At 25.7% G+C, this 12,940-nt stretch carries 12 protein-coding genes; 7 read left to right on the top strand and 5 right to left on the bottom strand.

Features of this window, described 5'->3' with window-relative positions:
• The first annotated feature begins 58 nt into the window (after positions 1-58).
• Positions 59-763 (top strand): LytTR family DNA-binding domain-containing protein, encoded by a 705-nt coding sequence (locus DW269_RS05970; protein ID WP_117458957.1) that lies wholly within the window; start codon positions 59-61, stop codon positions 761-763.
• Positions 760-1,980 carry a hypothetical protein gene (locus tag DW269_RS05965; RefSeq protein ID WP_117458956.1) on the top strand — a complete coding sequence of 407 codons (1,221 nt, stop codon included), beginning with the start codon at positions 760-762 and terminating at the stop codon, positions 1,978-1,980. The genes DW269_RS05970 and DW269_RS05965 overlap by 4 nt, the downstream gene beginning before the upstream one ends.
• Before the next feature lie 145 nt (positions 1,981-2,125).
• On the opposite strand, the gene DW269_RS05960 is transcribed toward DW269_RS05965, so the two are convergent.
• The 5 genes from DW269_RS05960 to DW269_RS05940 all read right to left on the bottom strand — a co-directional run bounded on the left by DW269_RS05960 (position 2,126) and on the right by DW269_RS05940 (position 6,076).
• A complete protein-coding gene (locus tag DW269_RS05960; protein ID WP_117458955.1) occupies positions 2,126-3,133 on the bottom strand; it encodes a hypothetical protein in 1,008 nt (335 codons plus the stop codon).
• A gap of 20 nt (positions 3,134-3,153) precedes the next feature.
• Entirely contained in the window at positions 3,154-3,306 is a 153-nt protein-coding gene (locus tag DW269_RS12590; protein ID WP_158546313.1) for a hypothetical protein, read from the bottom strand.
• 418 nt (positions 3,307-3,724) lie between these two features.
• Entirely contained in the window at positions 3,725-4,324 is a 600-nt protein-coding gene (locus DW269_RS05955; protein ID WP_233502449.1) for an ATP-binding cassette domain-containing protein, read from the bottom strand.
• Between the two features lie 508 nt (positions 4,325-4,832).
• Positions 4,833-5,618, bottom strand: a complete 786-nt coding sequence (locus tag DW269_RS05945) for a hypothetical protein (protein ID WP_117458952.1) — start codon at positions 5,616-5,618, stop codon at positions 4,833-4,835.
• A gap of 50 nt (positions 5,619-5,668) precedes the next feature.
• Positions 5,669-6,076, bottom strand: a complete 408-nt coding sequence (locus DW269_RS05940; protein WP_117458951.1) for a hypothetical protein — start codon at positions 6,074-6,076, stop codon at positions 5,669-5,671.
• 1,588 nt (positions 6,077-7,664) lie between these two features.
• Between DW269_RS05940 and DW269_RS05935 the strand changes: the two genes are divergently transcribed.
• The 5 genes from DW269_RS05935 (at position 7,665) to DW269_RS05910 (ending at position 12,179) form a co-directional block, all read left to right on the top strand.
• On the top strand, positions 7,665-8,294 hold the full coding sequence (locus tag DW269_RS05935) for a hypothetical protein (RefSeq protein ID WP_117458950.1): 630 nt from the start codon (positions 7,665-7,667) through the stop codon (positions 8,292-8,294).
• Between the two features lie 75 nt (positions 8,295-8,369).
• The gene (locus DW269_RS05930) at positions 8,370-9,641 is read left to right on the top strand and encodes a hypothetical protein (protein WP_117458949.1); all 1,272 of its coding nucleotides are present in this window, start codon (positions 8,370-8,372) and stop codon (positions 9,639-9,641) included.
• A 42-nt stretch (positions 9,642-9,683) separates the two neighbouring features.
• A complete protein-coding gene (locus DW269_RS05925) occupies positions 9,684-10,073 on the top strand; it encodes a hypothetical protein (protein WP_117458948.1) in 390 nt (129 codons plus the stop codon).
• 79 nt (positions 10,074-10,152) lie between these two features.
• The gene (locus DW269_RS05920; RefSeq protein WP_117458947.1) at positions 10,153-10,995 is read left to right on the top strand and encodes an ATP-binding cassette domain-containing protein; all 843 of its coding nucleotides are present in this window, start codon (positions 10,153-10,155) and stop codon (positions 10,993-10,995) included.
• Between the two features lie 857 nt (positions 10,996-11,852).
• A complete protein-coding gene (locus tag DW269_RS05910) occupies positions 11,853-12,179 on the top strand; it encodes a hypothetical protein (protein WP_199412125.1) in 327 nt (108 codons plus the stop codon).
• Positions 12,180-12,940 lie beyond the last annotated feature (761 nt).

Raw genomic sequence — 12,940 nt, 5'->3', positions numbered from 1 at the left:
TTGATGTTTCTATTGTATCACGATATTTGTTACAATAGTATTAGGAGGCATTTACTTCATGATGAACATATTAATTTATGATGATAATTTAAAAGACATTGAACATCTTTTATTTTGTTTAAACGGTTTGTTTCAAAAAACAAACCTAGATTATCAAACTCATATATGCAAAAGTAAAACAGAGGTCATTCAAAACATCTCTAAAGCAGATTTGCTTTTTTTAGATATGGAAATCCATAATGAAAAAGGAATAGATCTAGGATTAGAATTAAATAAAATAAATCATAATTGTAGAATCGTTATTACAACAAGCTACTCTAAATATGCGATTGATGGTTATAAAATTCATGCGGATAGATATTTTATTAAACCAATTAATCAACTTGAATTTAATTTAGAGATGAGAGCAGTAATAAAAAAATATATAAAAAAATCTGTGGGCTTTTATGACGATAAAATAAGTCCTTATAAGATTTTTGTGAAAGATATATTGTATATTGAATTTACAGATAGAAAATCAATTGTACATGCACTTGATGGAAAAACTACTGTAACTAATTGTACATTGAAGTATTGGTATGAGAAATTGAAAGAATACGGTTTTAGTTATCCTTATAAAGCGTATTTAGTAAATTTTGAATATATCAGTGCATTTAAAAAGAATGAAATTATTTTAGTTAATAATGATGTAATACCACTTTCTAGACATTATAAAAAAGAATTTGATCAAAAATACAATGATTTTCTACAAGACATGTTATGATAATCATTTCTAATGTTGTTGCATTTCTTTTGATTAGCTATATCGCAAATTCTTTTTTGTCGTCTAAATACTCTAAAAGTAAATATTTACTCATTTTACTTATTTTTATTGTGGTTGAAAGTTTAATTAATTATACTGGAGCATCACCAATAAAAGGTATCATCTTATTAATTGTGTACTTTCTTTATGTTTCTTTCCAATTTGAAGGAAAAGTAATCCAAAAAATATTAATTGTTGTTCCTTTCTTCTTAATACAGGTTATTTCAGAAATACTAGTTGCTTTCTGCTTTAACAATGTTCTTTTCATAGAAGTAACACGTAATACTTATTCACATGGTTTTTTACTTGGTACTATCTTCTCTAATGCAATTTTGGCTAGTTTTGTGTTTATATATGTAAAAATTATTGAATTTATTCAAGTAGATGATTTGCCAAAATACACTTGGATAGCACTTGTTTTTCCTATTGTAAGTATAGTTTTCTTATTGAATACTGATGATTATTTTGGCTTATTAAATACAAATCCTGATATTTTAATAACAACTGCAGGATTAGCAATATCTAATATTATATTATTTGTAATTTTTATATCTGTTATCAATTCAATAAACATGAAGCATAAATTACAGGCTGCTAAACAAAAAGAAGAATTATATGATTCTAAAATTGAATTGCTATCCCAGCATTATAATTATAATTTTGAATTTCTTCATGATCTGCTTCATACTTGTAATCAGTTGAATTCATTAGTTCAAGATTCAAAATATTCGGAAGCTACCACAGTACTTAATAGTCTTACTGATACAGCCTATAAAGAATTTAATGCAATATATAGTAATTCATATATTTTAAACTATGTAATAAATAATAATTTGACAAGAATCATTAATCATAACATTAATATCAAAACTGAAATTAAATATAGTGATTTTGATGTTTTAGATTATTTCACCCAATTAACATTATTTGAATATTTTGTGAATTTATCTATTGATTCATGTATACAAACTACAGCTTTGGATAAAATTATTATGATAAAATCAGTAAAAACAGCTAATAAAATTATTCTAAAAGTATTTTATTCTGCATCGTCTATTAATGAGGATATCATTGCACAGAATATAAAAGAAATTTTGTTGAATGAGAATTATTCTTTAAGTATTAAGGCTGATGATATGTATGCTAGTATTCTATTGTCTTTTGATATATCTAGTTAGGTATTGTATGATCATAAGAAAAGAGAATCACAATGTTGTGACTCTCTTGTTTATTAGAATAGTGTTATCAAATACTTTAGTTGAGTATTCCACTAATGGAAGACTACTCGTTATGGTAGAGAAGTTCAATCTCATCAATATTTTTCTATAAATCGAAAAATCGTGAAACATTATACATATAAGCCATCGAACATTGTCGATTAGAAGTACGTAATACTATGTAATCATTTTTTAAAGATATATATATACTAATCAATGTATTATCTATTTGCCTACTATTTAACTCTTTATTGATTTCGTACAAATAAATTGTGCTATTCATATAAAAATATAGAATGTTTTTATTATCATATGCTCTCGTAAATTCGCATATTTCAAATGTAGCCGAGAAATCATTTTGATCATTTTCAATGAAAAATAATTCATTCTGAAAAGAATCATAAAGTGTTATTTTATATAAAACTTTGTATTCCATATTTTCTATTTTAAAAGGCTTATATTCCTTTCTAACAAAGTAATTAAAATCATAAGAATAAAGATCGTATTTTAAAAGATCATCATCTAATAAAGATAACATATTATGTTGATTTAAAATATAATAAACTGTTTTCAAATCATTATGATTGATTATTTGCATAGGATAGATATATTGGTGTTTGATTTCTATAGGATGTTCTATTAAAAAAATATTTGTCGGTAAATCGATATAAATGAATTTATCTGTTTTTATTTGATAGATGCAAAGAATATAATCAAATAGATACAATTCTTTTAAATCATTTTTAAATTTATAAAAGTCTTTTATCTTTCCTTTTTCCTTTTTATTTCTTAATAAAATAACTATATCATCATTCATGGGACTTATATTTTCTATTTCATAATTTCTTAGAATTGTTTTCTTTTTTAAAAATGTTCCTTCCTTTAAATCATAAATAGAAAGACACCCAGATTCAAACATACTTAAAAATAAATAGTTATCATTTGCATCAATACATACATTTTTTACATGTACTTTATTAATTCTATGTGTTTTATTTGTTAGAACATGATAAACATTAATAAAAGTATTACTTACAAAAACAATATAATTTTCTGATTGTGAAACATATTCATAATCAGATTTTATTTTTAATATTTCATTTTCCATATTCATCTTATTTTCTCTTTATTTTATCAACCATAAAAGAATGTATTTAAACTTAATAAGAAAGACTTCATCGTCTGTAATCTAATCTTTACTTTTTCAGGCGTTTTATATAATGTGACTCTCTTTTCTTTTAGAATAGTGCTATCAAATACCTTAGTAGTACCATAATAAAATAACAAAGTATAATTCCATCTGTTTTCTTATATTTTATACATGTCATCAGCATAATAGAGAAAATAACTAAAAGAGTCATTTTATCAAAAACTACATATAGTAATGCATCAGCATCATAATAAGGTATTAATAAAGAAGAAATGAAAAGTATTATTGCTCCACTGATTACTTTCTTCAATATAATGGTATAATACTTATTTTTTTCTAATCTAACATTAATAAAACAGTCTAAAGTAATATAGTAATAAGTATAGTCAATTAAAAACATAATATCAGATATTAGCAACAGAGACATTATTGAAAAATGAATAAGATTTAAAGGACACCCTTGGCTAAGTAAAATATAATATTCACTAGTTGGAGTGAGCACATATATGAGCATTCTTAGGAAAATACTCAGACATAAAAATCTATATTTTAACACTATTCTTCAATTCTACCTTTCTTTATTTCAATAATCCTGTCAAAATTTATATTTTCAACTCCATCATGAGCACATATTATAATTGTTTTTCCTTCTTTCTTTAGTTCTTTAACCAAATTATCGAATTGATTCATACTATCAATATCCAGTCCTCTTGTTGGTTCATCTAATAATATTAAGTTTTGATTTTCCATGACAGCTTGGATAATTGCAGCTTTTTGTCGCATCCCAAGACTGTATTTTTTTATTGCAATTTTTGAATCAATATTTAATAAAAATAAATCACAATACTTTTTACATATATCATATGAAAATTTGCTTTTCAAATTATATAAAAATTTTAGATTATACAATAGAGTTTCATTTTCAATAAATGATGGATTTTCAATGACGGCACCAATATTACATCCTTCTCCATAAGTAATATTACCTCCATCTGCTTTTAATAAACCAGCAATTATTTTTAGTAAAGTTGTTTTACCACATCCGTTACTTCCAACAATTCTAACGAGTTCTCCTTCATTTATTGTTAGATTAATATCATTTAGAATATTGGTATTGTTGAAATCTTTAGATACGTTTTTTAAACTGATCATCATAAGTTGCTCCTTTTATTAGTAATAGAATTGGAAAAATAGAATTTGAGTAGACATGTTTATTACGAAGGGGATTAATAATATTAAAGCTTTCAAGTATTTATTAGTGATTTTCATATATAAGAATATGATTATCATATACAATGTGAATAAAATGTATTGAATTGCTACAAATGTAGCGTAGTGATAGTGATTATAGAAATTGTTGAAATATAAAAACATAGGAAAGATATAACCTATAACTATCGTTAATATATCTGTTGAAAATAATCTAGACAATACAATCTCATCAAATTTTTTATTTCCAATACGAACTATAGTATAATTTTTAATCGAATTATAATAATTAACAGTTTTAAGCAATAAGCAAATATATATATTATTCAAAACAAAAGTAAAGATATTTGCAGTTACTATTGAAACATCTACAACAAAAGAACCACTAAATATGTATAGCCACAATATTAATAGGTTTGATACTACAAAAACTAATAGGCCTTGTTTAAATAACTTATCCATCATATTTCATCCTATATTTAATGGCTATTGATAGTGTTACTATAGTTAAAATAATGAATATAATTGCTGCTATTGAGAAATTCAAAAAACCATATCTCATAAAAGCCATACCTGGTTGTAATAAGCTTGTTATCATAAGACTTTGACCTATTGTTTTAATTAAATCTGTAACGCCAAAAATCTTTTGAATAAGAGTGCTAAAAATGACAGAAAGTAAAATTGTGACAAAAAATGATGCTAGTGAAGTAAATCTATATAAATACATATTCTTTATAAATGAACTTAACGAAAATATAAAGCAATTAAATATAATTAATCCAAACGAAGAAAGAATAATAAATAGAATAATATTGAGTAATGGGTTGCCACAAAATAATTGATATTTAAATAAATCAATATCAGGGGATGTTCTATATCCATATTTTATTAAGCAGTATAGCAACATAATTGTATGTAATAAATAATAATAAGCTAAACTTTTTAAAGATATTGTTTTGATTTCTTTTTTATAGAAGTTTACATATCCAACACGTGTGATGATATATCTATCGAAACGATTGAATATTTTTTTGTAACTATCCATAACACATAATTCTTGAAACACTACTAAAAAAACAATCGTGAAAACAATATTTAAGTTACAATTCCATAAATATAAGTATATATCTGTGAAAAAATCTTCTTCAATTCCGCTTCTCATAAAACTGTCAATATAAAATATTCCAGTTATTACAACAAAAAGAACTAATATAATATTTTTTGCATTTTTTTTAATCATAAATTATCACCTCTAATAGAAGTGAAGGAAAGTAATCATATAATAGGTAATTAATTATCAGCTGAGAATTTAATTGAAATTCTTGTTCCAACAGATGGTTCTAAATTAGATCCACATACTCTCGCTTTTACAGATGAAATTGTTTTTTTAGCATTAGCATCTGTGTAATGGATTTTTGTCTGATTATTTAGGTAAATTTGATAATATGTTTTTGAGATTCTTCCGCCTTTATAGAAATCTCCATATTTTCCAAAAGCTGTATTGTCTAAAGTTTTTTCTATATATCCATAGCTACACTTTTTAGTTTTGTTTTTTGAAGCTGATGTAGGATTACTCATAGCACCCCAAGATGGTATAGCTAAAGATTCTGATGAACTCCATGATACTGCAGAAGCACTTCCTAAAAACATTACGCACATTATGAATGATAATGTAATTGTTACGATAATTTTCTTCATATTCTTGTTTCTCCTTATCTTACTTTCCTTCATATTGTTATTATTAAATTTCTGTAAAAAAATGTAAATATGATATGATCAAGATGTACATTTCACGTTTAAGATACACATCCTTAGCTGTAGACGTGGGTGAAGACTGCGCATTTATAGGTTAATATGAATAATGATAGTATTCACTTTAAGATGTTTTTCATCTGTTTTAATGAGTATTCCGCTAATGAAAGACCACTCGTTACGGTAGAAAAGTCCAATTTAGTCAATAATTCTGATTAGGTTGACAAATTATATTATATATACTTCTTTTCTACTGAAATTAAGGTGTAGGAAAGTATCATATCTATACTATACAACATTTTATAAGAATGGAGTTTTGATTATTCGCACGTAAATGCACCATCTAACTCTTAACAGAATAATAGCCATCATGATAGTCATGATTGGATAAATAATTACCTTATTTTTTTCTAAAATTATCAGTACCCATATCTATATCGATTTTATTATGTACTATTCTATCAAAAAAAGTTTCAGTTAATGTTGGCTTGTGCAGCTTATCATACCGGTCTTTAGATGGATACTGACTACAGAAGATGGTTGAACATGTATTATGTCTTACTTCTATTAATTCTTAAATGAACTGTTTATCTTGATCACTCATTTCATACTTGGCATACTTCTGCATTGTCTGAGATAGGCTCTTTCTAGAGTTTCTCATGTTATTATATAGTTAAATTCAGGTTCATAAAGCTGCATGTAGCTAGAGTAGAAATAATATACCTAGTTATGAGACACTTTTTCAGTTTCCTTACTACTTCGTTATATTTGTTATTATCTTAACTTTCTCATTAAATGATAAAGTGATATAAGTAGTATTAGATTCAATTGTATTTACTGCATTAATGACATCAACAATACTCATCTCAGATGTCTTTTTCACATTTTCCTGTATATTCTGTCTTTTTTAATTATTGGCTAAAATGGCATGGTGTGGAGTTGAATAATTCGAGTCTTTCTTTTATTGCCTTGCACAGTTCCTCAAATGAATTAAGCTTTACATTTCTTAATGAAGTGATTATGGCAGTAACTACTTTACCAACAGTATCTTCAACAGTAGTCTAATCTTTTGGTTTTCTGCCGTTTTTTGGATAAATATATGCATCTTAAACATGAAATCTGCATCTTGGTCATATCATATTTACTTCTTCTAATTGAAATTAGATAATAGAAATATAAAGGGAGTGAGTATACATGAAAAATAAAAATGGAATCGAATTATTATACTTATGTTAGGAATCTCGATTGTTTTTAATGGATATTTGTTTGTTGAAAACAAAAATTAAGCTGCAACCATAGTGCAGTTAAATAAAAATAATAAAGAATTAGAAAAGTATAATGATTTATTTGAATTTGGAACAGATACATAATTTGTGGATATTAAAAAAGGTGATGTTCTAATTTCTATGGCTTATCTATATCAAGATAAACAGTTAATAGAAAAACATGGAATTGGGATTGTTGTTTGGTAACAATACTATAGAGTAGGGATAGCTCCTGATATAATACAAAATTTAATAAGGGTGGTTAAGAAATGAATGATTTATTAAAAATGCATTTTAAATTGTTTATAAGAGAAAAGAGGTTTTTTGGTTTATATATAACTAATTTTATATTCTGCTTTTTTGGGATGTTGTTTTATATGTTGAAAAAAGTTGATACTATTTTTTTGTTTTATCTAGTAGCACGATTTATTATTTATGTAAGTATTTTATTTTGTGTTATGGTATTTCTTTATTTAAGAAGTGCTAAAAAAAATAAACTTGAAGAAACTTTATTAGCTGTGGATAATACTGAAAATAAGTATCTTCAATATAGTACAATAGTTGTTTTGTTATTATTTGGATTATTAAATATAGTTATCATCTCAATGTTATTTATAAATGCTTTTATAAATAATCAGCTTAATACAATTATCGATTTATTTTTGTCATCATACTTTTTAAATGTTTTTATGCCGCAATTAGTGGTGATTTGTTTAACAATAGCGATATCCTCATTAGAAAATAAGTATTATTCTATGATATTGTTTGTATTATCAGTACTTCTATTTAGTCCTTTAACTGAAAATCTCGTTTGGATTGAAAAACCTTTAATTCCTATTGATCAAATTATTAATTATATTTCTTTGCCATTTGCAGTTTTTTATCAGAATTCAAATTAGGCAGTAGACTATTTATATGGATTACAAAATGAATTGTATAAAATATGTGCTGATATTTTTTGGATACTACTATCCTTGGTTATTGTTAAAAGAAAGAATATTTATAAGTCTAAACCAAGATTACTTATTTCTTCATTAGCTGTAGTTCTTCTTTTTTTATCAATATATATACCTCAAAGCTTAGGAAGAACTAACGAAAAATGGGATCAAGGACGAAGTGATATTAATTATTACGGTGTTTTTCAAAGTGTTTTCTATAATATCAAAAATACAGGTTGTGATTACAAAAAAGAAAAAGAAATATCATATTATATTGATAAATATGATTTAGATGTAAATATTAATCATAAATTGAATGTTGATGCAAATATGAAACTTATTTCTAAACAGCCTCAAAAAGAATTTGACTTTACACTATATAGAAATTATAAAATCAGGAGTCTGAATAGTAATGATTTAAAATCATATGCTCAAAATGGTGATTTTATCCATATAGAATTTAATAAGCCAATAAAAAATACTAATATTGAAATCAAATATTCAGGTTATCATCCTAATTTATATTCAAATAATCAGGCAGTTTTATTACCTGGATATTTTGCATGGTATCCGATGGCAGGTGGAAAGCAGTTGTATTGTATGTTTGAAAAATCAAACAATACAATATATGGATATAATCCATATATCAGAAATAGAAAGTGTATGTATAACGTATCAGTTAAAAGTAATTACTCTATACTATGCAATCTAGTCAATAAGAATAAAAATATTTTTTCTGGAAAAAGTGATAGTTTGACAATTATTGGTGGGAATCAAGTAATTAAAAAGGATAATATGTTTGAAAATTATTATCCTCTATTTCTAACAAATGAAATGAATTATGAAAAGTTTTCTAATACAAGAAATAATTATTTAAATAAATTTGAAAAAAGAATTCATAATACTTTTCATATCAAACCAACATTTGAAAATAAAAAAATAATTACAATTGCGAATACAATTAGAAACTGTGAATTAGGTAATTATGCAGAGTTTGATGATTATCTTATTATGTCTAATGCTGGATTTTTTGATGATCAACAGATAATGAAATATTACATTTATCACTCTGATATTGATATGTTTTATAAGGATATTTTGGCTAACATACCTTTGACAGAAAATAGTCAAGATTATATAGATGCAATCTATCATGAGATAGATAATCAGCTTGATTGTCTAGATAATGAAACGGATAAAGATATGATCAACAAATATCAATCACTAAAAAATAGAATAAAAGAAAATATAGAGAATAAAGGTTTAGATAATTATTTAAAAGAATTGGGTTATAGGATTTTTAATTGATAAAAAGCTTATGCAATAATAAAAAAAGAAAAGGAGAAGAAAATGAAAAGAAAAGTATTAACTAAAATATTTGTTGGATTATTTATTGCTACATGCGGAATTACATCTGTATCTGCAATGCATTTAAAGAAAGAACCAGTTTCTATTAAAGTAGGAAGTGCTTCAGCATCTAGTAATCCAACTGATTATGGAATGAAAGCATATTATTATTTTAAGACAGCTGCTAATTCAAAAGGTGGAGCTAATGTCTCATGTATGGCTGGGTGGAAAGGCAGCATGTATCCATATACTCTTGAAGGGAGCTTTATTGTAAAGCATAGTGGTGGTTCTGGTAGTACAACTGTTTTTCAATCTAAAACATCAAGATTCTATATAAAAGTATTCTCTTCTGTCAATTCAACAAAAGGGAATGGTTATGTACAATTAAAATAATTAATTGTCTTTTATTGTATAAGTTTTTTGGGGGAGATATATTTTATATCTCCTCTATGTTTATGAAGGGAGGTACATTATGAAGATTGTTTTAAAAAATATAACAAAGAAGTATAAAAACAAAGAAGTTTTAAGTCATTTGAATTTTGAGTTTGATAATAAAATATATGCATTTATTGGCCACAATGGAAGTGGTAAAAGCACATTAATGCGTATTATTACTGGACTTATAGAACCTACTCAAGGAGAAGTGATATTTTATCAAAATGATAAAATTATCGATTATAAAAAAGTGAAATTTGGGTATTTATCACAGGAATTTAATGCGTTCAAAGAGTTCACTGTATATGAACAATTAGAATACTTTGCAATAATGAAAAAGATTAATAAAAAGGTTTATTCAAATGAGATTAAAAAAGTATTAGTGGAAGTTAATTTATGGGAAAACAAGGATGTGAAATGCAAAAATTTATCTGGAGGGATGATTAGAAGATTAGGAATAGCACAGACATTATTAGGAAGTCCAGATGTTATTATTTTAGATGAACCGGTTGTTGGTTTGGATCCTGACGAAAGAATGAGATTTATGGAAATTATTAAATCTATTCAATTAGATATTCCAATTATTTTTTCTACTCATATTATTGATGATATAAGTTCGTTATCTCCAGAAATCATACTTTTTAAAAACGGACAGATAAAATTTAATGGTTCAAGCTCTCAATTTATTGATAGTGCTAAAGGAAAAATCTATTTATGCTCACGAGAAAATCTTAGTAAAGTCAAAGAAAGAATTTCATCAATTAAAATAAGTGAAAACACCTATAGAGTTATTGCTTCAAATAGGTTGAATTACGATTTCTTACAAGATATTACTCCTTGCATGGAGGATGCATATATATATTTAAATCAGGATGATTGATATGTTATTAGATTATTTAAAATTAATGACTTTTGTATTAAAGAAATATAAATGGCTTTATTTGGCATTCTTTATATTAATCAATTTTATTATGTTGCCACTTTGTTTGTCAGAAATTTCTTATAGTAATGTATTACAAAGCGATCCCCAGATGCTATGCTTTAATTTCTTACAAAAAAATATTTTACTAATTTATATAATCATACAATCATTTATGTTTAGATTTTATGTAGAAAAAGATTTTAATGAAATTATATATACTATTGATCGTACTCCGAAATATATTTATGTAATAATTGATTTTATAATTATACAAATGATATTTTTGCCATTATATTTGCTTATTATTACAAAAATAGATTCATTTATCTCTTATATAATGATTTTTGTGTTTCAATGTTTAATTATTTCATCTTTTTATTATTTTATATCAATGATAAGTTCATCGTCATTAATTGGCCTTATGGTAATAATTTGTTATTTGTTTATTTTTACTTATATATTTTTAAATCCCTGTATTGGAAATATTATTCTTATTAATAGATCTATAGAATATATACCTAAATATTATTTTGTATCTCATACAATAATCGCTGTTATATGCACTGTTGTTGGAAGAATATTTGAGAAAAAATATAATTAACAATCTAGTGATTATTATGGCGTAGATGAATATTACGGAGTGGCAAGGCCACTCCATACGGTAAAATAAGTTCATCCATTACGCTAGAAAAGTCCAGTGAATCCGTTAAACAAGTCCATCATATTTAATATAAAGATTTGCATCTCTTGGTTGTAAAATGGATTTGATAAGTAATAAATACTTATCAAATCTTGCAACTAGGAGGTGTTTTTATATGCGAGATGTTAAGAAGATTTTGGAAATGAGATCTCAAAATTTCAGTCAGCGAAAGATAGCTGAAGCACTTAAAGTATCAAGAGATACAGTAAGAAAAGTATCTAAAGCAGCTGATGAAAATAGTATTTGTTGGTCCATGATCCAGAATCAGAATGAAATGGAAGTACAGAAACTATTGTTTGTAAAGGAGACTAAACTTAATCTGATTATTAAACAACCTGATTATCAGTATATTCATAAAGAACTGTTAAGACCAGGGACAAACAACAGATTATTATGGGAAGAATATACTGATTATTCCGCTTTGATTGATCACGCATTCTGATTAGGTTGACCAAGTGTTCCGATACTTTTGACCGACTAACCAATTTAATAAAATTCCGGCGGGGTTGACCAACCATTCCGATGAACCTGACCACCCAAAAATCTTGACTGTAAAAAGTACATCCAAGATTGTTTTTGTTTATCTGCTTCTCATTGACTTAAAAGAGAGATGGAAGCAGAAAGGAAGTATTCGAAGAGGTAGAGAAGAAAACACTAAGACCGCTCCCTGAATTTCCTTTTGAGGTATGTCACTGGTTTTATTCAAGAAAGGTACAGCTTAACTGTCATATCGCTTATAAAAAAGAACTGGTATTCAGTTCCATATGAATATGTAGGCAAGATGGTAGATATTAAGGTAACTGAGATTACATTGACTACCTATTATCAGAATAAGCGTATTAATGTACATAAGGTGTTTCCAGATTACTTTATAAATAAATTCCACAAATAATCATGATATGCCAGAGTCTGTCAAAGTAACAGAATGGGATGATGAGCGCATAAAGAAAATAGTAGATATACTCTACTATTCTAATAATTCTAAAACTCTTTTTTGAATAATTTCTTCCAAATATTTGAGTCTTTTTCTAGGTAATCGATATTTATAATGACTTTCAAACTTGAAACCTATTAATTTTCTTAGTTTCTCCTTTTGTCTTTTTGTTATACGTGGTTTTACAAAAGTAATAAAATCTTGATATGTTGATTATTCGCAAGCAACAGCACCGCCAATCGCATAAAGTGCACCACCTATATCACCAA

Origin of the sequence: Catenibacterium sp. AM22-6LB (assembly GCF_003435615.1) — a bacterium.
Classification (GTDB): domain Bacteria; phylum Bacillota_I; class Bacilli_A; order Erysipelotrichales; family Coprobacillaceae; genus Catenibacterium; species Catenibacterium mitsuoka_A.
The sequence above is the reverse complement of the archived record's forward strand: the minus strand, read 5'-3'. Positions and strand labels throughout refer to the sequence as shown.

Coding starts and splice junctions, on each gene's coding strand:
- DW269_RS05945 (WP_117458952.1), bottom strand. CDS start 5,618: ATGATTAAAAAAAATGCAAAAAATATTATATTAGTTCTTTTTGTTGTA.
- DW269_RS05940 (WP_117458951.1), bottom strand. CDS start 6,076: ATGAAGAAAATTATCGTAACAATTACATTATCATTCATAATGTGCGTA.
- DW269_RS05935 (WP_117458950.1), top strand. CDS start 7,665: ATGAATGATTTATTAAAAATGCATTTTAAATTGTTTATAAGAGAAAAG.
- DW269_RS05925 (WP_117458948.1), top strand. CDS start 9,684: ATGAAAAGAAAAGTATTAACTAAAATATTTGTTGGATTATTTATTGCT.
- DW269_RS05965 (WP_117458956.1), top strand. CDS start 760: ATGATAATCATTTCTAATGTTGTTGCATTTCTTTTGATTAGCTATATC.
- DW269_RS05970 (WP_117458957.1), top strand. CDS start 59: ATGATGAACATATTAATTTATGATGATAATTTAAAAGACATTGAACAT.
- DW269_RS05960 (WP_117458955.1), bottom strand. CDS start 3,133: ATGAATATGGAAAATGAAATATTAAAAATAAAATCTGATTATGAATAT.
- DW269_RS05910 (WP_199412125.1), top strand. CDS start 11,853: ATGCGAGATGTTAAGAAGATTTTGGAAATGAGATCTCAAAATTTCAGT.
- DW269_RS05955 (WP_233502449.1), bottom strand. CDS start 4,324: ATGATGATCAGTTTAAAAAACGTATCTAAAGATTTCAACAATACCAAT.
- DW269_RS05920 (WP_117458947.1), top strand. CDS start 10,153: ATGAAGATTGTTTTAAAAAATATAACAAAGAAGTATAAAAACAAAGAA.